Raw genomic sequence first — 22799 nt, 5'->3', positions numbered from 1 at the left:
GCAATCTAAAAAAAACGTCAAAAACACGACAGGCTGTGTATTGCCAACGTCAGGAAATAACGGTTATTGCACCTTTTTAAACCACTGAGCGTGAGGCGAAAAAGCGTTTCATCCACGATTGCGACGCCGGAATTTCCCAACTGGTCCGCCAGTCGCCCAGCGACGCCACCGCGTTGTTGAACACCGGTGTCTCCGGCTGTATTACACCGTCGGTCACCAGCGCCTTGGCGTTGGCAAGCGACACGAGTTGTACGCCTTCGTCGGTCAGGTACGCCACCTGACTCCGGTCCAGCAGCGAAATACCCAGTTGCTGTTCCAACTGGCGGATCACCTGAACGGAAGCATCGATGGAACAACCGCTGGCGGCGTGGTAGCGCTCGTCCACGGCCAGTACAATAAACTGATCGTGCACCAACCGGAAGCTGGCCTGCAGCGGTTGGCTGTGGGCGGCCCATTGTTCGCAGAATTGCGTCAGCATCACTGTAAGGGTTTGCTGTTCGGCGGGCGAAAAGGCACGATTGGCCTGGTACACCCACAAGCGGGCGGTATCGGGAAGTTGATCAAAGGAGACGTGCATAGTCAATACGTAACGGTTCGGTTAGGCAACAGTGGGCTGCCCAAATTGGTTGCGGCCCGGCGGCAAAAATAGCCGATGCGGCTGGTAACAGCACAGCAGAGAAGGCATCAGGTTCCTCTACCCCACCCCCGTTGCCCGTCGAGACGCCTACAACCCCTGCGACTGAGCAATCAGTTCGGCCAGGTCCAGCACCTTTACGTCCGCCTCTTTTTCTTTGTTTTTCACGCCGTCGGTCAGCATCGTCATGCAGAAAGGACACGCCGCGGCAATCACATTCGCGCCCGTCGAAAGCGCCTCTTCGGTGCGTTCGATATTGACTTCTTTACGCCCGGGTTCCGCATCTTTGAACATCTGCGCGCCCCCGGCCCCGCAGCAAAGGCCGTTGGTGCGGCACCGTTTCATCTCCACCAGTTCGGCGTCGAGTGCCTGCAGCACTTCGCGCGGCGCTTCGTAGATGTCGTTTCCGCGGCCCAGAAAACACGAGTCGTGGTAAGTAATGCGCCGCCCTTTGAACGAGCCACCGCCTTTCAACTTAATCCGTCCTTCGTTGATCAGTCCCTGTAAGAACTGCGAATGGTGGATCACTTCGTAGTTCCCTCCCAGTTCGGGATATTCGTTCTTGAGGGTGTTGAAACAGTGCGGGCAAGCCGTCACGATTTTTTTGATGCCGTAGCCGTCCAGCGTCTGGATGTTTTGCATCGCCTGCATCTGAAACAGAAACTCGTTGCCGGCACGGCGAGCCGGATCGCCCGTGCAGGTTTCTTCCGTGCCCAGCACGGCAAAATCTACCCCCACGTGGGCGAGTATTTTGGCAAACGCTACGGTGATGCGTTTGTTACGGTCGTCGTATGAACCGGAGCACCCGACCCAGAATAACACTTCCGGGGTTCGTCCTTCGGCGGCCAGTTCGGCCATGGTTGGTACTTTCATCTGTTATGAAGTTGACAAAATTTCAAATTACGATAGGTTGTTGTTAAGCGAGCCTCTCGCGCCGGAGCCTCCGTGGAAGCGCGACGGGATCATCGCTATGCTTCAGTTTCGGCTTTCTGACTGCCGTTCTCCAATCCCGCGGCCCAGTTGAAGCGATCGGCGGGCGAAAAGGCCCAGGGCGCAAAGTTGTTCTCGACGTTCTGAAACATGGCGTTCCAGGCGGCGGGCGTCTGCGCCTCTTCCATGGCAATGTAACGGCGTTGTTCCAGAATGATGTCGAGCGGATTGATGTTGACCGGACAAGCTTCCACGCAGGCATTGCAACTGGTGCAGGCCATCAGCTCTTCTTTGGTCGTGTAGTCGCCGTACAGCGACTTGCCGTCTTCCAGCCCCGGTCCGCCCTTCTCCAGGCTGCGGCCCACCGTCTCGGCGCGGTCGCGGACGTCCATCATGATTTTGCGCGGCGACAGTTTTTTGCCCGTGATGTTGGCGGGGCACACCGACGTACAGCGACCGCACTCGGTGCAGGTGTAGGCTTCCATGATGTGCTTCCAGGTCAGGTCGTTGACGTCTTTCACACCAAAGCGTGGAATGTCCGCGGCTTCCGGAGCGGCCGCGTCGGCGTTACCGTTCTCGACGGGCAAACCCAGCATTAGCTTTACTTCGGTCGTGACCCGGTCCATGTTTTTCATCTCCCCCTTCGGCAACAACCGGGAGTAGTACGTATTGGGGAAAGCCATGAAAATGTGAAGGTGCTTGGAATACGTGACGTAGAGGGCAAAACCCAGAATACCGCAGATGTGGAACCACCACGCGAAACGCTCGTAAGCGACCAGTGCCGTCGTATTTTCCCAGCTTTCGAAAAACGGCACGAACAGCTGACTCACCAGAAAGCCGCCCGTTTGGGCTTCGGCATAGTGCGCCACACCACGATTTTGCAGAGCAACATCGGCAGCGTTCATCGTCAGGAATGCCATCATCAGCAGGATTTCGAACACCAGAATCAGGTTGCCGTCGAGGCGGGGCCAGCCGATCATTTCCCGGTGGTAGTCGGGGTCGAGGCGCTTCACCCCTACTCCTTTCACGTTCCGGCGAATCAGGAAGATGACGCAAACCACGATCACGCCCAGCGCCAGCAGCTCGAAAAAGTGGATGATGGGTCCGTACACAATGCCCAACGCCGGAAAGAACAGCCGGTGGCTGCCGAACAAGCCATCCAGTATGATTTCCAGAATTTCGATGTTGATTAGGATAAACCCAACGTAGAGGATGAAGTGCATAAAAGCCACCAGCGGCTTTTTAAACATCTTTTTTTGCCCGAAGGCGACCAGCAACATGGTCTGGAGTCGCTCGCCGGGCCGATCGTTGCGGTCTTCGGGACGGCCGAGGTGAATGTTCTTTCGAATGCGACTGATACGGCGGTAAAGCAGGTAGCCGGCCACCGCCAATACCAGTACGAAAAGGATCTGTTGCAAATAGGCCATGGTGTGATGGTTCAAATATGTTCAGGCGAAAAAAGAAAAACTATTTTGCATGTCAACCAAATTGGCATACATTTGTGCCACCTTTTTAAGGAGAGCTGGTGATGTAGCTCAGTTGGTAGAGCAACGGACTGAAAATCCGTGCGTCGGTGGTTCGATCCCACTCATCACCACCCAGCCCGATGTCGCAAACGTCGGGCTTTTTTATTGCCCTGCCCCGCGGTGAGCCTGTACAAATGTACAAGAATCGAAATAGTATGCAAGCATACCATTTCGGACTGTTCGCTGATTTCCGCTCTTTTATCACATCTACGCAGCATAGGGCAAAATGCTCTTGTAATAGGACATTTTGTTTAAGTCTTTTGCTTTTCATTTTTTAACAAATCTTAACCCAACACGCATGCTGCTCACAACACGAGTAGTACCGACCTGGAAAACAGGGCTATACGCTGGGCTTCTGGCCGGCTTACTCAGCTATCAGCCCGTGGCGCAACCGCTTCTCCAGGCCGAAGGCCCCATTCCAGCCGACTTTTTGCGGCGTTCGTCCGAAACGTACGCAGAGCGATTAGAAGAAAGGCAAACTGACCAGGAAAAACGGTTCGTCCGCAAAACTTCTGAAAATTTTTACCTCGCCAGCAGCTTCCAAATCCGGAACTGGCTCTACAGCGGGCAAATTACGTTTAACGATCCGGTTAGCCAGTACACAGGACGCGTACTGGACGAAGTGCTGCGCAGTCAGCCGGCGCTCCGGAAACAAGTGCGGATTTATACCGTGCTGACGCCTCGCGTCAACGCTTTCACGACCGACGACGGGATGATCTTTGTGACCCTGGGCCTGTTGTCGCAGCTCGAAAACGAGGCGCAACTTGCTTTCATCTTATCGCACGAAGTGGTGCACTACACCAAGAAGCACGTCATCCGCGACTACCTGGAATCGAATAAGGCCCGGCAAAAACGGGGCGATTACCGGCAGCTTAGCGAAGAGGATCGCAAAAGCGCCCGGTGGGGGTTTTCGAAAGAACAAGAAATGGAAGCCGACCTGGAAGGCCTTAATTTGTTCCTGAAAACGGGTTATACAGCCCATGACCTTACGCGGGTGTTCGACGTAATGGCGTACGCCCACATTCCGTACGACGACCGCCGTTTCCCCAAAAGCTACTTTGAAGACGAGTTCGTGCAGTTTCCAGACAGTTTGTTTCTGGAAGAAGTCGCCGCCATCCATCCGGAAAACGAAGACGACGACCACAGTAGCCACCCGGCTATTCCCAAACGACGCGCTGCCGTAGAAGCGGTCCTGGCGCGTCAGTCGGCTACTGCAGCTGCCGGTTCGCAAGCACGCGTATCTGAGGAAGGTTTTTTGAACATGCGGCATCGTGCCCGGCACGACATCGCCCAATTGTATTTGCAGCGTCGTCAGTACGAACCCGCGCTTTACCAGGCGTTTCTCCTGGAAGGTGACGGAGAAGATCCGGCCTGGACGAAGCAGGTAATGCTGCAATGCCTGTATGGCCTGACCAGTTATGCCAACCGGGACAAGTTTAACGAGGTACACGTCGACGAAGAGGAGATCGAAGGCCAAAGCCAGCAGGTGTATCACTTCTTCGCTCAGCTTGAGCCCAAAGCGCTGAATATACTGGCCGTGAAGTATGCCTGGGATTTGACCGCACAGTTTCCAGACGATACCTACGCCCGACAGGTAGCCGACAGCCTCGTGAAGGAGCTGGTGTATTTCCACAAGGTAGCACTCGACGAGTTTCAGGCGCCCCGGCCCGCTCCCTCGGCTGATGCTCAGGTGGATGAGGCACAGGCCACTTCCAATAAATACGATAAAATTCGCCAGCGCCAGACTACTCCTCAGGAAGACCTGGGTTTTGAGTCGACTGCGCTCGCTGCCTGGCGCGACAATGCCCGGTTTGTGACCTTGTTTGAGCAACATCAGGCCGCGCACGAAAAAGAAGAGTCGCTCAAGAAGAAAAAGAATTACCACCGCACGAACAAGAAAAGTCGTACAGAAGCCGCCTCGCGTCACGCAGGACTAACGGGAATCGACCGGATGTTGGTTGTAGACCCTGAGTACATCAAGATCAGTGAAATCCATAGCAAAGGGGTTCAGTTCCTTGCCTCCGAACAAGCCAACGATCGACTCAACTTTCTGATTCAGGACAATGCCCAGCGCCTTGGACTCGACACAGAGATTCTGGATGACCTCGCCTTTGGCGCAAACGATGTAGATAAGTTCAACGACTATGTGCGTCTGAACCGATGGATCGGCCTGCGCATGAGCCATTTCCGCAACGGGATTCAGTTGGCCACTCCGGATGACGCCTGGCGGCAGGCAATGATGAAGAAGTATGACACGCGGTACTTCTGCCGGATTGGCTTCGCCAGTGTACGCGAACGTCGGGAACGGATAGGCCAGACATTAGTACTGTCGGCGATCACCTTCTACGGGTTTCCTTTTGGACTATACTATGCCTTTACGCCGGACTGCGGCCTCTACCACTACCAGATTGTGATGGACCTCGAAACCGGCACCCCCGTTTTTCACTGCCTGGACTACATCAACAATCGCGACCGCCCCGATCTTCTCAAATCGGTGCTTTACGACAACTTCTACCAGCTTCAACGCCTTAAACTATGAGATCGCTTCGCATACTATTTATAATTCTGGCGGTAGGATGCTTCGGCCTTCCTGCCCACAGCCAACCCGGCTTTCAGGGGAAACGCTTTTCGGTGCATTACGATCTGCTTACCTGCCCGGCCCTCAGCAACCCGACGTATACCAAGCCGTCCGGGCTACTGGCCTTCAATGCACAGCATGGGGGCAATATCGAATATGTGATAAACCGGCGTCATAGCCTGGGCCTGTTTATGCGTGGTTTCCGCACCCGATTTTATACGGGCTATGGTAGTTCTTCGAATGATGAGGAGAGGTATAGAAAGCTGTTTGGTACGGTAACCGGAATGAATTACCGCATCTACTCTCATTATCCGGGCAACATTGCCCCACAAGGGCGGTTTACCGACCTCGGCATGTCTTACACAAAAGCTGTGGTGGGCGACCGAAAAGTACCGGTGGAACAACTGTCCTCCTGCAATCTCCATTTAGGCCTCGGAAAACAGATGGTCTACGGCGGAAATTTTATGCTCCAGTATGGGATCGAAGTGGCATATCCTTTGCTGTTCCTTGAGAACAGTAGTTATGCCACCATCGACGCGTCGAAGCGTTACGCCAACCTGATGTACGTCAATTTCCGTGTGGGCTTTGGCTGGCTGACCTTTTAAAGGTCAGCTTTTCGTACCGGCATCGTCAGAAGCATCAGGCGTACGATCTTCTACCTCCAGCAGATCGACGTCGATTTCTTCGTCGTCGTCAGCGATGTAGAACTCTTCGTAATGCTCGAGCAGAGGCTCGAAGTCGAGTTTCTGGCGAGGCTTGTCAAAATACAGGAGCAGAGACGGCAGCAGCACAAGGTTGGTCAGCATGGCACACAACAAAGTGGTCGAGACCAGAATTCCCAACGCAACCGTTCCTCCAAACTCCGACTGTGAAAAGATCACGAAACCGGCGAACAACACCAGCGACGTGTAAAACATGCTGGAGCCGGTTTCCAGAATAGACACCGAAACTGCCTTGGGCACAAAGTAATTATGGCTTTTCAGTTCTTGCCGGTATTTAGCCAGGAAGTGCAGCGCATCGTCGACCGAGATGCCAAACGCAATCGAGAAGATCAGCGCCGTGCTCGGTTTGAGTGGAATGTTGAACCAGCCCATGATGCCCGCCGTGATGATCAGCGGTACGATGTTGGGAATCAGCGAGATCAGCACCATCCGAAAGCTGCCGAATAAGGCCGCCATGATCAGGGCGATAATCGCTACGGCAAAGAGCAGACTCGACCGCAGGTTTCGGATCAGGTAGTCGTTGCCTTTCACGAACAACAGCGTCGTACCGGTGATCTTGGCTTCCAGGTCGGTCCCCGCCAGCAGACTGTCTACTTCCGGACGGACGACATTCTGCATCAGCTCGCTCAGCCGAATAGAACCCATATCCTCGACTTTGAACGACACCCGCACCCGCTGTCCGGTACTGTCAACAAAGGCATCCATCAAATTACTTTCCAACGTGCCCTTTGCATCAGACTGACTACGCAGGTAGTTGAAAATGAAGTTTTTATCCTGGTTGGTTGGCAACCCGTAAAAAGCCGGACTTCCGTTGTAAAATGCCTGTCGGGCGGCCTTCAGGTAATCGACGATCGAGACCCCCGGTGCGATGGAAGGATGGGCCTCCAAATAGGCTTCCAATTCGGCGATGGTGCGGAGGTTTTTCAGGTCGAGCGCTCCACGTGGTTTGCCCGTATCCACCACCACTTCCAGGGGCATCACGCCCTCAAAATTATCTTCGAAAAAAGCCAGGTCGTGCCGGATGTCGCTGTCGGCGGGCAGATCGTCCACCATATAGGAAACGGCCCGGATGCGCAGCGCGCCCGCAATCGAGAACACCACGATCGCACCCGTCACCCCGAAAATGATGAGCGGATGGCGGTGTACCAGCAGATCCAGGCTGCGAATAAAACGCGTTGTGACTTTCGAATCGAGGTGACGCAACTGCCGCGGTGTAGGCGCCGGCAGGTAGGCATATACTGCCGGAATGAGGGTCACGCTCACCACAAAGGCCACAAATACGTTGATGCTCGCCACCAGTCCAAACTCTTTCAGGATGGCAATGTTCGTGAAGAACAAAACCAGAAACCCTACGGCCGTCGTCGCATTGGTCAGCAGCGTAACCACTCCGATTTTCCGCACGATGTAGGTCAGCGCGCGGACCTTGTTGCCGTGCTTGGCGTACTCCTGATGGTACTTGTTTAACAAATAGATGCAATTGGGTACCCCGATCACCACGATGATGGGCGGCAGCAGGCCCGTCAGCAGCGTGACCTTGTAGCCCAGGAGCGCAATCGTACCCATGGTAGAAAGCACCGTAATCCCGATAACGATCATGGGAAACACCACGGCGTTGAGCGACCGGAAGAAGATGAAGAGGATCAGGGCCGTTACCACGACCGACAGAATCAGAAAGAAATTGAGTTCTTCTTTGACCTTGGTCGTCATCACCGCCCGTACAAACGGCAGTCCGGCGTAATGCAGCGAAATGCCTGTATGCTCAGAAAAAGCTTCTCCCTGGCTCATGATGTCGTCGATCAGTTCGAACCGATCTTCCGAATCGAAGACCTTTGGGTCGAGGGTCACCAGCAGCGCCACTGCCGACGTGCTGTCGTTCGTCAAAAGCCCTTCGTACAGCGGAATGCTTCGCGAAATTGCCAGCAGGCTATCTAATTCTTGTTGCGTTTCGGGAAAAGGATCGAACAACGCCTCGAACACAAACCGACGCTTCTGCGCATCTTTGGTCAGGCGCACCAGCCGGGGTAGCGATACGACCTGTGTCACCCCTCGTAATTCCTGGATGGCCTTGCTCAGATACTCCAGCCGCTGAAAATTTTCTACTTCATAGATGCGCGGGTCCTGCAATCCGATTGCCATGATGTTGCCGTCTTCCCCGAAAGTTCGTTTGAACTCCTGGAAATAGGCCATGTCGGGATCGCTGGTCGGCACTACGTTGCTGAAGCTGTACGACATCTGGATGCGGCTTCCTTCGTAAGCCATAAACCCGGCGTACAGTGCCAGCAGTACGATGATAACCAGGCGGTACTTTAATATGAAATGGGCAACGTTAAAAGACATAGAGCGGGATCAGCAGCGACAAAAGTAAGGATTCTCGGGTAACCCGAATGAAATTGTGCCGGGGGGTCACTACGCACGTAAGAAATGGATCGAGGAATCGTAACGCATTGACGATGAGCTATTAACAAAAAACAACCTCGCAGCGAAGGTGGGGTCTCTTGATAATTTAGGGCCGCTTCTATCCGTTTTCGACAAGCCGCACCCCGGAACCCTACGGCGGGACAACAGCCCTACCAGTTTACCGGATCAACTCCAAAAAGTGACTTTCCGAGACGAACTCAATGCTGCTGCCGTAATGGCGCAGGCGCTGTGCTTCCCGCAATTTGGCACTCATTTGTCCCTCTTTCATGGCGACAAACTCCTTCTGCCCAATTACCAGAAAATGCGTTTCGGTCGTGACCTGGTTGCTGCAAACGCCCCCAATTTCCTCGACGGCATGCTGCGCGCGTGCCCGTGGCATGGAGAGAAAACGCCCGGTAAATACGATCGTTTTGCTGAAAAAAGGGTGATCGGGCTTTTCCACAGCAGACCTTTCCGGGCCGGCGATTGCCCGTGCCGGTGCGACGGGCAGGCGCTTCGGCGGAGCGGCGGCTTTTCCGGTGGCGGTGTAGCCGCCGGGAAATACGCGCCCCAAGCGCAGGCCGAGGTGGGCGGGTAGCTGTTGAAAATCGTCAATTCCGTGCTTTTCGAACGCACGCAACGCGATGAGCGCCGAAGCACGCGCATCGGAACCGGCGGCGTGGTGATTCAGGTCAATGCCCAACCATTGCGACAGGGAACCCAGCCCGTAGGACGTGAGGCCCTTCCAGGTACGGCGGGCGATCTGCACACTGCACGCATAATGAAAGGTAGGAAACGGAATTTCGTATTGCATGAGCCCATGGCGCAATACGCTGATGTCGAACGAGGCATTGTGGGCGACCAGATACGTGTCCTGAAAGTAAGGCACCAGCTCCGGCCACAAGGCGGCAAAGGTGGGGCTTTGTTCGACATCGCGGGCCGTGATGCCGTGGACCTGGATGTTCTGCCAGTTGAAATAGTTGGGCTCAGGCCGTATGCGCCACGAACGGGTTTCTACCACTCGCCCCTCTTCTACCCTCGAAAGGCCAATCTCACAAATGCTGTCCCGGCGGTAGTTTGCCGTCTCGAAGTCAAGGGCTATAAAACGCATGGTTCTTGTCGCGCGTACGTCTGGTTTTAAGGTTAAAGGTACGGGCGACCGTGAAAGAATCAAACCCCCTCCGCACCTTGCCCGAGCGATCGCGCGAAATTCCGAACTTTGGCCCCAATGCTGCGAAACATCATCGGGACGTTTGCCACCAAAGTCATCACGGCGGGCCTCAATTTCATCATTGTCCTCCTGACGACCCACTACCTGGGGGCAGAAGGGCGTGGCGAAATCAGTTTGCTGGTGGCCAACATCACGCTGATCGTGTTGATCTGCAACGTAGTCGGGGGCCCATCGCTGGTATACATGGCTTCGCGCCATCAGCCGTTTCAACTGGCATTGCCGTCGTTGCTGTGGGCGCTGCTGACGCCCCTCTGGACCGGGGCTGGCCTGGTGCTGGCCGATCAGGTACCGGCCGGCCTGGAAATGCATCTGATGCTGTTGGCAGGCATCGAAGGGGTTTATTCGGTCAGCATGATGCTGATTCTCGGCTGGAACCTGATCCGGACCCACAACCTGATTATGCTGGGGCGGGGCTTTGTGCTCTTCGTAGTGCTTCTGTCGCTTTTTTACGTGCAGCAACCGCAGGTCATGCATTACATCTGGGCGCTTTATGCCGGCTCGGGTATGGTGTTGCTGGTCAGCAGCGTGGTCGTGTTTCCTTATTTTAAGGAAATTTCCTTCCGGTCGTTCAAGAGTACGTTCCGGGCGGTGGTACGGACGGGGGCAACCGCCCAGTTTTCCAACATTCTCCAGTTCTTCAATTACCGCATCAGTTACTACTTCCTGAATTATTTTGCCGATACCCGTTCCGTCGGCATCTATTCGGCGGGGGTGATGCTCTCCGAATCCATCTGGCTGGTTACCCGGAGCGTTGCCTCGGTTCAATACGCCGAAGGCGTCAATACCGACGATGCCCAGAAGGCCGTACAGGTAGCATTCCGACTGGCGCGACTGTGTTTTCTGGCTTCGCTGGTGCTGCTGTTCCCACTGCTGCTGCTGCCCGATTCAGTGTTGACCTGGATTTTCGGGCGCGACTTCGGCGACGTGGGGGGCGTCATCCGTAGTCTGGCGATTGGCACCCTTTCTGTCAGCGTCTCTACGGTACTTTGCACCTACTTTTCCGGTCAGGGACGGTTTTACGTTAACAACTGGGTGGCGGGTATCGGGTTTATTGCGCTACTACCGGCCTGTTTTCTGCTCATTCCACGCTGGCACGTACTGGGGGCGGGCTGGGCCAACAGCTTGGCCTATCTGGCTTCACTGGTGTATGTCTGGATCACCTTTCGACGAGAGACCGGCTTTCGCATCACGCACCTGCTCCCCACCGCCGCCGATTGGCGTCTGGTACGCGCATTTCTCCGTCGATCGTAACCCACCGCGCAACAAATTCGGTTCGGTGGTTGTTGGGAGATGAGTTAGCTTTACATTATGGATCATTCTACTTCACCACAACCGCATACGGGTGTATTACTTGTGAACCTGGGCACGCCGGACAGCCCTTCTGTCGGCGATGTGCGGCGGTATCTCCGCGAGTTTCTGATGGACGGACGGGTGATCGACATTCCTTTTCTTTCCCGTTTCTTTCTGGTGAATTGCATCATTGCGCCGTTCCGCGCGCCGAAATCGGCAAAGGTGTATCAGGAAGTCTGGACCGACGCAGGTTCGCCCCTAAAAGTTTATAGCGAAGAGCTCAAGCGGCTGTTGCAAACGGCTCTGGGCGACGGCTACCGCGTTAGCCTCGGCATGCGCTACCAGAATCCCAGCCTCGAAAAGGCGCTGGAAGAATTACACGACCAGGGGTTCCGTCGGTTGATCATCGTGCCGCTGTTCCCGCAGTATGCTTCCGCCACGACCGGATCGGTCAAAGAAAAAGTGATGGCCCTGATTAGCCAATGGCAATTGATTCCTGAACTGACTTTTGTCGATCAGTTTTACGAACATCCCCTGTTTGTCGAAGCCTTTACGGCGCTGGGGAAACGTTACCTGGAGGCTGAACCGTTCGACCACGTGTTGTTCTCGTACCACGGATTACCCGAGCGGCAAATCCGGAAGGGCGATCCTCACAATCACTGCCTCCGCGACGGCTGTTGCGATTCGGTCGGGCCGCATAACCGCCTCTGCTACCGGGCGCAATGTTTCCAGACCAGCCGGTTGCTGGCGCAGGCGCTTGGCCTTTCCGACGATCAGTGGACCGTCTGCTTTCAGTCACGCCTGGGGCGCGATCCCTGGATTCAGCCCTATACTGAAGATGTGGTCAAACAACTGGTGGCGCAAGGCAAGAAACGTGTGCTGGCCTACTCCCCCGCCTTTGTGGCCGACTGCCTGGAAACCACGATCGAAATTGGGGAAGAGTACAAAGAAGTGTTTATGGAGACGGGCGGCGAACGCTGGCAACTGGTAGAAAGCCTGAATGTCGATCCGCGTTGGGTCGCCACGCTGCAAACGATGATTCAGGAGCGTTCACGCGCAGAGCACGTCTCGGATGAAGTGCCGCATACCGCTTCGCTTTCTTAAAACTTCGTTAAAGAACAAGTCTCACTCTCGCAACAATCTGATAATCAATACGTTATCTCAATAGACCTACGCAACGCCGTAGGTATTGTTAAATTCCCCAATCATGGCCCGGTCTGTCCCCAATGACCGGGCTTTTTTATTTGGCCAGCACCCGGTCTGGATAATCCGAGATGATGCCGTCTACGCCCAAACGCTTCATGCGTCGGATCTCGTCCGCCTCGTTGACGGTCCAGGGAATCAGTTGCATCGAACGGGTATGACAAAACGAAACCAACGTGGTGTCCACCAATTCGAAATGGGGACTGTAGATGGCAGGCACAAAGCCTAGGGTTTCCAGTTGTGCTTCAGGGCTTGCTTCATTTTCGACCAGCAACGCCAGCCGCAGGTCCGGATAGAGTTGATGAGCCACTTGCAGCGTACGCACGTCGAACGACTGCAGGATGCTCCGGTCCAGAATGCGCTTTTCTTCCAACACGCCGACCAGGAGTTTCACAAACGCTTCGGGAGCAGGATGAAATTTTTCGTCGCCTTCCGGCGTCGATTTGGTTTCGATGTTGTAGAAGACGGCGGGTTTTCCGTTGACTACCCGCCACTGTTCCACGCGGTCGATCACATCGGCAAGACGAGGTTTGATGACCGGTATTTTTTGTTGATCGGGAAACCGGGGATGGGGTTTGCTACCGCAATCGAACGCCCGCACTTCGTCGTACGTCATCTGGTAGATGTTGAACCGCGCCCGGGCTTCGTCTTCGTCTGTTGGTGCACCTGCGGCATTTCGGCAAATTTCGGGCGACATGAACGGCTCGTGCGACAGAATCACTTGTCGGTCTTTGGTAATCACCGCGTCCATCTCCAGGGTAGTTACCCCCAGTTCCAACGCGTGCATAAACGCCGGAATCGAATTTTCGGGGTAGAGGCCCCGGCAGCCGCGGTGCCCCTGCACATCCAAGGGCGCAGGCGAAGAACAAGCCATCAGCAATAGCGCTAACGAGAGAGAAAAAGATTTCATGAACAGGAATACGAATCAAATCGGAAGGCGAAAATCGCCGGAAGGCAGAGGCGTAAGCCGCTCGACCGGATGATTATATAAGTACGTCCAGGCCAGAATCGGGTTATCGGCAACTGCCTCACGCTGGACAGGCACCTGTGTCCGTACGTATTCCCAGGGTTGGGGAAACGTATCGCCAATTCCTTCGTACACATCCAGTTGGGCAAACAAGGCCAGCGGCTCTTCCAATGCATAGACCTCACCGTGCACCTTGCCGTCGCACGTCGGCTCGTATAGGGCACCCGGATACCACTCCACCCGAAACAACCGCCCCGGCATCCAGGCAGCGCTTACGTAACGCCCGGTCTTGTGCAGTAGTTGTGCGTTGGGATTATCGAATCCGCGCATGAGGGTACCGTATACAAAAAGGTAGTTGGCAGCGTCCATAGGCAGGCGAAGCATAAAGTGACGCATAAAAATAGCGGAGCCAGTCCTGATGGACCAACTCCGCACTCTCTAACCCTATGATTTTTAAGTAGCTACAGTTTGATATACCGGGTCTGCCAGACCGTATGCTTATCTCGCAACTGAACGAAATACACACCAGGTGCTAAATCACCCGTTTCGATCCGCCACTCGCCAGCGGGTTGCGGTTCTGTATACTGATAGATTCCCTGTGGACGACCCTGCGCATCGTGAATCCGCAGTTCCAGCGGTGAAGGCTGCGCACATTCGTACTGAATCGTGAAGGCCGCACCGCGTCCAGGATTCGGATAAAGTTGTGCCTTTAAAGTTTCGGCAAAGATCGGTGCCAGAAAGATCGGCGCGTAGCGCTCGGCACTCCCGTCGAAGTCGACCTGCTCCAACCGGTAGTACGCAGCCTGGTAACAGGCCGGATCGGCAAAGCGGTAGGTTTGCGGTGCGTTAGCATTACCAGCACCGGCGACAAAACCGATGCGCCGGTACTCGACGCCATCGTACGACCGTTCGATGTAAAATCCCGCGTTATTAATTTCTGTAGCGGTCTGCCACATTAAGTGCGCCGTATGCCCTTCGACGTGTCCCCGGAAATCGCGCAGGGTGATCGGCAGCGGCGTCAAATCACCTCCTATCGAAAACTTCGAAAACGTCGTCAACCCGGAGGTAGAGATCCAGTAAGGCGCAGAAGCCAAGTTCTGCGTTGCGGTGGGAAGGTTTTCCCAATCGAGCGAGATCGCAGCCGAGTAGCGCCCCATGCCGGCCGATGCCAGGTCCATCTCACCTCCCTGCGCATCGGGATACCAGAAGAGTTTCAGCGCAATGTCGGCACCCGAGCCGGTGTTGCCCGCCGTAGGTTCGACCTGCCATGTATAGCGGATAGCATTATTGTACCAACTAACCAGGGCACCACTGGTTCCCTGCTCATAAATTCCTGAAAACGAGCGCACTTTAAATTCATTCAGCGTGCCGTCGTTTGTAATGGCCAAGGGAGTATAGTATCCTCCCGAGCCGATGGGGAAAAGCGTTTCTACCCCCACGGCGGGGGTAGCCTGGAAAAATCCGACTCCCGCTTCGGAAGGCTGGTCGATGCTGTAGACATAACTATCGTTGCTACCTCCGGTGATGGTGCCGCCCGCTTCCACCGTCAGGTTGTAAGAACCGAGCAGCAGGTAACCATTCAGCATGTTCAACTGGTGTACCGTCAGGTCATTGCCCAAAAAAGCAAATCCGAACGAAGTGCGATCCATTGTCAGGTTGTTTAACTGCGCACTTCCCGGATCGAAGACAATCGTCCCGATTCCGCCGCCCGACCCTGCCAATATCAGGTTTGAAGACGCCCCGCCTTTCAGATTTCCGGCACTGGAAAACAGGCCACTCATGGTCAGGGTATTCGCTCCAATGTCGAGGTCGCCAAACAAGTAAAACAATCCTTCGAACGAGATGTCAGTGTTTAGTACCAATTCGGCTCCGGCTTGTACGGTGACGGCCCCACCGCTGCCGAACCGATAAGTGCCGCTCCCACCCAGGGGTTGTACGCCACTTCCACCGAAACTCACCTGGGCATCACCAAAATCGAAGACCCCTCCGTTGACGGTAAGGGTGCCATTAATTTCTGCCGTCGCGCTAGACGCCAGTTGGATCACCGTACTGCTGCTGTTGATGGTTAGCGAAGAGGTAGCATCAATCTGCAGGAACCCTGTAATCAACACGGTATCGGCATACTCGAACGTAGGAAACGAGCCATTGGTGATCAGCAACTGGCTGATGGTATCCGAAGCAGTCCCCCCCACGGTGGTAGCGGCCGTGCCGTTGAAGCGCAATACATCCGTCCGGAAAGGCTGCGCACGTGCAGGGTTCCAGGTCACATCGGTTTCCCAGTTGCCGCTGCCAATGTTGTCATACGCTTTTGAGAATCCGTATGCTCTGCCGGTATACCAGAACGGAAATACGGCCAGCCCCTCCGAATCGGTCAGACCAGCATGCGTCAGGTAGATTTCCAGCTCTGCCGTAGGAGGTGAGGGAATGGCACTTTTGACATCGACAACAATAAAGTAGTGTGTCGGTGTACTGGACAGCGACTCGCTCAAGCCAGTAAAGTTCAGTTGCGTAGTAGGCCCCGTAAGGGTACCCACTAAAACATCCGTCCCACTGTCATACACAGCATCGGAAGAGCGATACAAACGCGCCTCCGAAAGGTAGTTAACCATATTTTCAGAAAGCCCGAACTGCATGGCAGTTAACGTGGTGTTGATCTGTGCCGTCAGGGTTACGCCGAAAACGGGTTGATTGGTAGAACCTTCCTCCAGATCCAGATTGGTGAGACCGGAAGTGATGTGCGAGGCTTGTAACTGTGGCGTGTAGACCGCAACGTTGTCAAACAAAAAACGGTTGTTGTGGGTCACGCCTCCGGCGGTGCTACTGTGAATGGCCGTATATACATTGCCGGCGGTATTCAGTACCGTAGCGTCTGTTACGGTCATCCGCAGGGTGGAAGCGCCGCCCGTTCCCGGATCGATGTAGACTCTAAATTCGCCGGCCTTGCTTTTGGTGATCTTGATCGAATGGGTGGTACCACTCCCCGTATAGCCAGAAGTGATGTTGGTGATCGTACCAGAAGCGCTCTTTTGCAGGTAAAACTTGCCATCACTCTTCTGCTGGATCAGGTACCCATTGGTAGTGGCTGAAGCGACGTTGCTGTTGTTGGCCATCAACCACACGCGTGCCGCATTGTTCCCAAAAATGTTGGGAGCGGTGGCCAGGCCGGCACCCGCTTGCGTATCGCGGTAGATGAATTCCCAGACAACCGGCCGACCGGAGGCGCCGTTCATCGTAACGTTGGTACCGATTTGTCGGTAGAGGTAGTCGGAGTTGTTGGCACCTGCCAACGAGTACGCACCGCTAATTGCATTCGTAGTGGTCACGGCAAAGTTGCTTGTCGCAAGCGATGCAGTCCAGGCTGGATTGGCAGTGATGTTTCCGTCTTCAAAATAGTCGGAGAACTCCGTAAACGATTGCGCAGCCACGTTTGTCGAAAAGATCCCCGGAAGCATACATATCGTCAGCCACAACATGCGTGTAACGACGGTATGATAGTTCTTTTTATAGCGAGCCATTAGCGTAGATTTCATGATAGAGGTCTCATGAATGTAACTACTAAGATGGCTCAGCCTTAGCGATATATGCAATTCGGGCGCTCCCCCCCCACTGCAAGCCAAAGTTGTTTTATTGGGCAACAAGAAGCGTGTCTTTTCCGAACGCTCGTTCAGGCCTTACTTCCACTTACAAACCGCGACAAAATAGTACTATTCCTATTACGGATTATCATTTTTGTTGTACAAAACGACGAAAATGTCTATAACCCCGTATTTCTTACGTGGCTAGTAAGCCCTCCTTATTTTCAACGGCTTTCCCCTAACCCCTTTGCGCTCTGCCGTCTCTGCTTCTTGCCGGCTTGTTTCACGCCGCTTTGTGCAATTCAAACAGCGCACAATCCCCCCAGAACCCACCTAAAGCCCCTGTTTAGGATAATCTTCGGCAGCGCTTTAACTTAACGGGCCCGGTTTATTACTTTACCAATTCTTTGCGCTCTATGCTTCCCACTGATCCTTCCCAACGCGCCGCCATCAAACGTCTCGCCAACGATCCAGACCTCGCCCAGGCCGCACAGGCTTTTGCCGGTCACACCGCTGCCACTTCCCGAAAAGGAAACATCCGCCATTCGGTATGTCGGTGGTGCTACGAAAGCATCGCGCTGGAAACCCTGTGCGAAGCAGCCGTGGCGATGGGCATCCGGTCGATCGACCTGGCCGGGCCAGACGAATGGGAAACGCTCCGGCACTATGGCCTGACCTGTGCCATGACGCAGCACCGCGTTGGCAAAATGGGTTCGATTGAGTACGGATTTAACGACCCGACTCTCCACAAAGCGCTGTTGGCCTTCTACACGGACCTGATTCCGCGCGTCGCGGCCGCCGGCTACACCAACGTAATCTGTTTTTCGGGAAATCGGTGGGGCATGGACGACGCAACCGGCTTGCAGCACTGCGCCGAGGCACTGAAGCAGCTCATGCCACTGGCCCAGCAACACGGCGTGGTGGTCGTGATGGAGCTGCTCAACAGCAAAGTGGACCACCCCGACTACATGTGCGACCGGACCGCCTGGGGCGTGGCCCTCTGCCAGGCTGTGGGATCAGAGCACTTTAAACTGCTCTACGACATCTACCACATGCAGATCATGGAAGGGGACGTGATTCGAACCATTCAGGAGCATCATCCCTACTTTGCGCATTACCACACCGGAGGCGTGCCGGGCCGTCACGAAATCGACCGTACGCAAGAGTTGTACTACCCCGCTATCATGGAAGCGATTGTGGCGACAGGTTACCAGGGATTTGTTGCCCAGGAGTTCATTCCGAAACGCGAAGAGGCGCTGGCCTCCCTCCGGCAGGGGGTTGAAATCTGTGATGTATAGCTGAGTATAAAGCTTTTCTTTTCTCCTTTTTTAGCATATCGGCCTACCCGAAGCGGTACGATCGCTTAAGCTCTCTCATGAACCTACTTCTTATGAACTCACCACTGTCCGGCGGTCTTTCTTTTCTCTGTGCCGCTAGTGTGTTGGCCTCGTGCGCACAGCACACCTCGTCCACCACCGCACAAACGTCCGAGCCGAATCGGGACAGCCTTTACGCGCAGTTGTCCGATGCAGAAAAGCGCGACCCTCAATGGGCTTTGCTCGGACTGGAAACGGCCGAAGACCTGAACATCAGTCTGTTCGCTTCGGAACCGATGCTGGTAAACCCCACCAACATCGACATTGATGCCGAAGGACGCGTGTGGGTCTGCGAAGCGTATAACTACCGGATGCAACTCAACCCCAACAATCCTACCCGCGACGAGGGCGACCGGATTGTGATTCTGGAAGACCGGAACGGCGATGGCAAAGCTGACACCAGCCAGGTATTTTACCAGGGACCGGAAATCAATGCGGCACTGGGCATTGCCGTGCTGGGCAACGAAGTGATCGTTTCCTGTAGCCCGAACGTATTCAAATTCACCGACACCGACGGCGACCGGAAAGCCGACAAGAAAGAGGTACTCTTCACCGGACTGGGCGGCGAGCAGCACGATCACGCCATCCATGCGTTTACGTTTGGGCCCGACGGCAAGCTGTATTTCAACTTCGGCAACGAAGGCGGCCAGTTGCGTCGGGGCGATGGCTCGGTCGTCAAAGACATCTGGGGGCGCGTAGTCGATAATACTGGCGCACCCTTCCGGCAGGGCATGGTGTTCCGGTGTAATCCTGACGGCAGCGACGTCGAAGTGCTGGGTCACAACTTCCGCAACAACTACGAAGTGGCGGTCGATGCGTTCGGCACCCTCTGGCAGTCGGACAACGACGACGACGGGAACCAGGGCGTACGGATCAACTACGTGATGGAGCACGGCAACTTTGGGTACACCGACGAGCTGACGGGCGCCGGCTGGCGTACGCGGCGCACCAACATGGAGGCGGAAATTCCGAAACGCCATTGGCACCTCAACGATCCGGGCGTGGTCCCCAACCTGTTACAGACCGGTGCCGGCTCGCCAACGGGCATGGTGATTTACGAAGGCAGTCTGTTGCCCGAACGTTTTCAGTACGGGATGATCCATGCCGACGCCGGTCCTAACGTCGTGCGTGCGTATCCAACCGAACCCGATGGCGCCGGTTACCAGGCACGCATCGAAAACCTGGTGCAGGGAGCACGCGACCAGTGGTTTCGGCCGTCGGACGTGTGTGTGGCTCCGGACGGCTCGCTGTTCATCGCCGACTGGTACGATCCCGGCGTGGGCGGTCACCAAATGGGCGACTTAGCCGAAGGACGCATTTACCGCATCACCCCGAAGCAGGGAGGCGATACTGCTGCGTACCACATCACCCCGCCCGATCTTTCCACGCCGGCAGGCGCGGCCGAGGCTCTAAAAAGCCCGAACCTGGCGACACGAACCCTCGCCTGGAAAAAACTGTACGCCTGGGGAGCCGACGCAGAACCGGCGCTGCAAACCCTCTGGCAAGACGCCAATCCGCGTTTCCGGGCGCGGGCGCTCTGGCTGTTGTCCAAATTGCCCCAAAAAGGCGAAACCTATCTGCAGCAAGCGTTATCCGACGAAAATCCCGATCTCCGCATCACCGGCCTGCGCGCCGCCCGGCAGGTCCACGCATCGCCGCTTCCTTACGTCAAGCAACTCGTTAATGATCCGTCGCCACAGGTACGTCGGGAAGCCGCGCTGGCGCTGTACCACCAGAAAGCCCCCGAAGCGGCGCAACTCTGGGCCGACCTCGCCGCGCAACACGACGGAAAAGACCGTTGGTACCTGGAAGCTTTGGGCATTGCGGCCGACGGACAGTGGGACCGCTTTTTCACCGCCTGGAAAAATCAGGTGGGCAACGAGTGGAATACCCCGGCCGGGCGCGATCTTGTGTGGCGGGCACGTACCGAGGCCGCCGTTCCGCTGATTGTGGCCCTGGCGACCGATCCGGCCACGTCGTCGGACGAAAGCCCCCGTTACTTCCGCGCCCTCGACTTCCAGCAAGGCCCGGCTACCCGGAAAGCCCTGTTGGCCAGCCTGCAAAACCCCGCGTCCGATGCCGTCACGTTGCTTACGCTCCAACACCTCGACCCGCAGGCCGCTACGTTGCCGCAGGTGCGGTCCTCGTTGCAGAAGATGCTGGAAAAGACACAGGGCACTTACGATTACCTGACGCTGGTGGAACGCTACCGCCTGAAAGATCAATACGAAGGATTGCTGCAAACGGCACTGAGCTATCCGGACAGTAGCCTGGGGGCCGATGCGGTGCGCATTCTGGTGGCGACGGGCGGAATTGCCCAACTGCGCACCTCACTCGCTTCCATGGATGAAGCCACGCAACTCGCGGCGGTGAAAGTCATGGGCAAACGCAACGAGGCCCCGGTGAAAGACATTCTGCGGCGGGTGATGCTGGACACGACCTACGCGCTATCGGTGCGCCAGGAAGCCGTGCGCGGCTTCGGAAGCGGCTGGGACGGGGAAGAACAACTGGTAGCCCTGGTGCGCGAGCGGCAATTGCCCGAGGAGCTTAAACCCACGGCAGCGGGTGTGCTGGTGTCGGCCTACCGCCAATCGATTCGCAACGTGGCGACCGAATACCTCAACGTCGCAAGCGAAGGCTCGGACGATGACCTGCCCCCCGTGGTGGAGCTGGCGAAGCTGGAAGGCAACGCCACCAACGGAAAACAGGTGTTCCAACGCATCTGCCAGGCTTGCCATCAGGTTGACGGACAGGGCATTGACTTTGGTCCCAAGCTCAGTGAAATCGGCAGCAAACTTTCCCGCGAAGCGCAGTTTGTCTCCATCCTCCATCCCGACGCCGGTATTTCGTTCGGATACGAAGGCTTTGTCGTCAAGCTGAAAAACGGCTCTACCGTAACGGGCATGATCACGAGCCAGACCGAAAACGAAATCGCGATGAAGTTGCCCGGCGGCACGGTCAACACCTATCCGCTGAACGAAGTCGTCTCGAAAACGCCCCTCGATCATTCGTTGATGCCGACCGGCTTGCAAAGAGGCATGACGCAGGAAGAACTGGTCGATCTGGTTGAATACCTCATGTCCCTGAAACGGAACAGCTAGGCGTGCGGATCGTAAGACTAGGCGATGGCAGGTTGCATCCTTGTGCCATCGCCTGTATTTTGCTTTTCGATCGATTCACGCTGACTCTTCTCCGATGACACGTTTGCTGCTGACGCTCCCGCTTTTCTGGTTGATCCACACCGCCGTTGCTCAGGTGCCCCCCGATTCTTCCGGCACCATCCTCGTGAAAGATCCGGCCCTGCGTCAACTCCTCGATCCGCAGGCGAAAGTGGAAAAAGTGGCGGGCGGATTTCAGTTTACCGAAGGACCGCTCTGGTCGTTTCAGGGATCGCTTCTGTTCAGCGACATCCCCGCCAACCGCGTGTACGAGATGGACCCCGTCGACGGAGAGGTGTACGAACTGGTGCGGCCCAGCGGCAACTCCAACGGCCTGACCTACGACCGGGAAGAGCAGCTTCTGCTCTGCCAGCACGGCGACCGCCGGGTGGTGCTGTTGCGAAAAGACGGCGCGCTGAGCATTCTGGCCGATACCTACCGGGGTAAGCGGTTCAACAGCCCGAACGACCTGACGGTCCACTCCAGCGGTACGGTATTTTTTACCGATCCGCCCTGGGGATTGCCGCAAAACGACGACGACCCCGCCAAAGAACTCCCCTACAACGGCGTCTATCGGTATTACTACAGTGAGTTATCGCTGATCGACAGCACCCTGCATCGCCCTAACGGCATTGCGCTTTCGCCGGACGAAAAGTATCTGTACGTGTCGGAGACCAAACCCGACAAGCAAATCAACTGGCTGCGCTACGAACTCGATCCTTCGGCCAAAGTCCTTCGCAAAGAAGTGTTTATCTCGCTTCCTCCGCAACCCGAAACGGGCAACGCCGACGGCATGAAGGTCGACGTGCAGGGAAATTTATACGCCACTGGCCCCGGCGGTCTGTGGATTTTTTCGCCGGAAGGCAAGCACCTGGGCACCATCAAACTCCCGGAGCTTCCGTCCAACTGCGCGTGGGGCGGCACCGACGGCCGGACGCTCTACATGACGGCGCGAACCGGCATTTTTCGTGTGAAGTGCAAGGTAAAGGGCATTCAGCCCTGAGCGATCCGGCGGTATTTTTTGTAAAGCGGCCCGGCCGGGTTAGGCAAAAATCGGGACGAACCTACTCCTGATGGTTCCAACCCATTAACTTACAGCCACGCTCAGTACCGGTTCTGCCGGTTGTGCTGAGTATGGAAATTTTTATTCATTCTCTACTATTAAAACCGCCGTTGCTGCGGAACCAGTACTTATGTTCAAAAACAACCTAA

At 55.6% G+C, this 22799-nt stretch carries 15 protein-coding genes and 1 tRNA gene; 8 read left to right on the top strand and 8 right to left on the bottom strand.

All coding sequences use genetic code 11. From position 1 onward, the window contains the following. Positions 1–76: 76 nt before the first annotated feature. From BLR44_RS05315 to BLR44_RS05305, 3 genes are all read right to left on the bottom strand, one after another. Positions 77–577 (bottom strand): hypothetical protein, encoded by a 501-nt coding sequence (locus tag BLR44_RS05315; RefSeq protein WP_089680000.1) that lies wholly within the window; start codon positions 575–577, stop codon positions 77–79. A 147-nt stretch (positions 578–724) separates the two neighbouring features. Next, positions 725–1507 (bottom strand): (Fe-S)-binding protein, encoded by a 783-nt coding sequence (locus tag BLR44_RS05310; protein WP_245705980.1) that lies wholly within the window; start codon positions 1505–1507, stop codon positions 725–727. Between the two features lie 95 nt (positions 1508–1602). Continuing rightward, on the bottom strand, positions 1603–2991 hold the full coding sequence (locus tag BLR44_RS05305; RefSeq protein ID WP_089680759.1) for a 4Fe-4S dicluster domain-containing protein: 1389 nt from the start codon (positions 2989–2991) through the stop codon (positions 1603–1605). A gap of 97 nt (positions 2992–3088) precedes the next feature. Here BLR44_RS05305 and BLR44_RS05300 point away from each other — a divergent pair. The 3 genes from BLR44_RS05300 to BLR44_RS28520 all read left to right on the top strand — a co-directional run bounded on the left by BLR44_RS05300 (position 3089) and on the right by BLR44_RS28520 (position 6273). Further along, positions 3089–3161: transfer RNA gene (locus BLR44_RS05300), tRNA-Phe, on the top strand. 227 nt (positions 3162–3388) lie between these two features. Next, positions 3389–5629, top strand: coding sequence for a M48 family metallopeptidase (locus BLR44_RS05295; protein WP_089679997.1), 2241 nt, complete (start codon positions 3389–3391; stop codon positions 5627–5629). A gap of 92 nt (positions 5630–5721) precedes the next feature. Further along, positions 5722–6273, top strand: a complete 552-nt coding sequence (locus tag BLR44_RS28520) for a hypothetical protein (protein ID WP_218127015.1) — start codon at positions 5722–5724, stop codon at positions 6271–6273. A 3-nt stretch (positions 6274–6276) separates the two neighbouring features. On the opposite strand, the gene BLR44_RS05285 is transcribed toward BLR44_RS28520, so the two are convergent. Further along, complete coding sequence (locus BLR44_RS05285; RefSeq protein ID WP_089679992.1) at positions 6277–8727, bottom strand: efflux RND transporter permease subunit; 2451 nt, start codon at positions 8725–8727, stop codon at positions 6277–6279. Between the two features lie 238 nt (positions 8728–8965). Then, entirely contained in the window at positions 8966–9898 is a 933-nt protein-coding gene (locus tag BLR44_RS28840; protein ID WP_176955903.1) for an exonuclease domain-containing protein, read from the bottom strand. A gap of 117 nt (positions 9899–10015) precedes the next feature. Between BLR44_RS28840 and BLR44_RS05270 the strand changes: the two genes are divergently transcribed. Both BLR44_RS05270 and hemH read left to right on the top strand, forming a co-directional pair. After that, positions 10016–11269, top strand: a complete 1254-nt coding sequence (locus tag BLR44_RS05270; RefSeq protein ID WP_089679988.1) for a lipopolysaccharide biosynthesis protein — start codon at positions 10016–10018, stop codon at positions 11267–11269. Between the two features lie 57 nt (positions 11270–11326). Continuing rightward, positions 11327–12412 (top strand): ferrochelatase, encoded by a 1086-nt coding sequence (hemH, locus tag BLR44_RS05265; protein ID WP_089679986.1) that lies wholly within the window; start codon positions 11327–11329, stop codon positions 12410–12412. A gap of 136 nt (positions 12413–12548) precedes the next feature. On the opposite strand, the gene BLR44_RS05260 is transcribed toward hemH, so the two are convergent. The 3 genes from BLR44_RS05260 to BLR44_RS05250 form a co-directional block, all read right to left on the bottom strand. Further along, positions 12549–13421: a glycerophosphodiester phosphodiesterase gene (locus BLR44_RS05260; protein ID WP_089679984.1), complete on the bottom strand. Its 873-nt coding sequence runs from the start codon at positions 13419–13421 to the stop codon at positions 12549–12551. A gap of 15 nt (positions 13422–13436) precedes the next feature. After that, a complete protein-coding gene (locus BLR44_RS05255; RefSeq protein WP_176955902.1) occupies positions 13437–13862 on the bottom strand; it encodes a gamma-glutamylcyclotransferase family protein in 426 nt (141 codons plus the stop codon). Between the two features lie 77 nt (positions 13863–13939). Next, positions 13940–17008 carry a T9SS type A sorting domain-containing protein gene (locus tag BLR44_RS05250; protein WP_089679980.1) on the bottom strand — a complete coding sequence of 1023 codons (3069 nt, stop codon included), beginning with the start codon at positions 17006–17008 and terminating at the stop codon, positions 13940–13942. 461 nt (positions 17009–17469) lie between these two features. Here BLR44_RS05250 and BLR44_RS05245 point away from each other — a divergent pair, with 461 nt between their 5' ends. The 3 genes from BLR44_RS05245 (at position 17470) to BLR44_RS05235 (ending at position 22590) form a co-directional block, all read left to right on the top strand. Next, positions 17470–18351, top strand: a complete 882-nt coding sequence (locus BLR44_RS05245) for a hydroxypyruvate isomerase family protein (protein ID WP_089679978.1) — start codon at positions 17470–17472, stop codon at positions 18349–18351. Positions 18352–18443: 92 nt separating this feature from the next. Further along, a complete protein-coding gene (locus BLR44_RS05240; protein WP_089679976.1) occupies positions 18444–21530 on the top strand; it encodes a PVC-type heme-binding CxxCH protein in 3087 nt (1028 codons plus the stop codon). 94 nt (positions 21531–21624) lie between these two features. Continuing rightward, positions 21625–22590, top strand: a complete 966-nt coding sequence (locus BLR44_RS05235; protein WP_089679974.1) for an SMP-30/gluconolactonase/LRE family protein — start codon at positions 21625–21627, stop codon at positions 22588–22590. Positions 22591–22799: the final 209 nt, after the last annotated feature.

Source organism: Catalinimonas alkaloidigena, from assembly GCF_900100765.1.
GTDB lineage: Bacteria > Bacteroidota > Bacteroidia > Cytophagales > Flexibacteraceae > Mooreia > Mooreia alkaloidigena.
Note: the sequence above shows the minus strand (reverse complement) of the source record. Positions and strands in the feature narration are given on the sequence as shown.

Excerpts from the sequence above, each read along its gene's own strand:
- BLR44_RS05315 (WP_089680000.1), bottom strand. The coding sequence starts at position 577 with ATGCACGTCTCCTTTGATCAACTTCCCGATACCGCCCGCTTGTGGGTG.
- BLR44_RS05310 (WP_245705980.1), bottom strand. The coding sequence starts at position 1,507 with ATGAAAGTACCAACCATGGCCGAACTGGCCGCCGAAGGACGAACCCCG.
- BLR44_RS05305 (WP_089680759.1), bottom strand. The coding sequence starts at position 2,991 with ATGGCCTATTTGCAACAGATCCTTTTCGTACTGGTATTGGCGGTGGCC.
- BLR44_RS05295 (WP_089679997.1), top strand. The coding sequence starts at position 3,389 with ATGCTGCTCACAACACGAGTAGTACCGACCTGGAAAACAGGGCTATAC.
- BLR44_RS05285 (WP_089679992.1), bottom strand. The coding sequence starts at position 8,727 with ATGTCTTTTAACGTTGCCCATTTCATATTAAAGTACCGCCTGGTTATC.
- BLR44_RS28840 (WP_176955903.1), bottom strand. The coding sequence starts at position 9,898 with ATGCGTTTTATAGCCCTTGACTTCGAGACGGCAAACTACCGCCGGGAC.
- BLR44_RS05270 (WP_089679988.1), top strand. The coding sequence starts at position 10,016 with ATGCTGCGAAACATCATCGGGACGTTTGCCACCAAAGTCATCACGGCG.
- hemH (WP_089679986.1), top strand. The coding sequence starts at position 11,327 with ATGGATCATTCTACTTCACCACAACCGCATACGGGTGTATTACTTGTG.
- BLR44_RS05260 (WP_089679984.1), bottom strand. The coding sequence starts at position 13,421 with ATGAAATCTTTTTCTCTCTCGTTAGCGCTATTGCTGATGGCTTGTTCT.
- BLR44_RS05255 (WP_176955902.1), bottom strand. The coding sequence starts at position 13,862 with ATGCTTCGCCTGCCTATGGACGCTGCCAACTACCTTTTTGTATACGGT.
- BLR44_RS05250 (WP_089679980.1), bottom strand. The coding sequence starts at position 17,008 with ATGAAATCTACGCTAATGGCTCGCTATAAAAAGAACTATCATACCGTC.
- BLR44_RS05245 (WP_089679978.1), top strand. The coding sequence starts at position 17,470 with ATGCTTCCCACTGATCCTTCCCAACGCGCCGCCATCAAACGTCTCGCC.
- BLR44_RS05240 (WP_089679976.1), top strand. The coding sequence starts at position 18,444 with ATGAACTCACCACTGTCCGGCGGTCTTTCTTTTCTCTGTGCCGCTAGT.
- BLR44_RS05235 (WP_089679974.1), top strand. The coding sequence starts at position 21,625 with ATGACACGTTTGCTGCTGACGCTCCCGCTTTTCTGGTTGATCCACACC.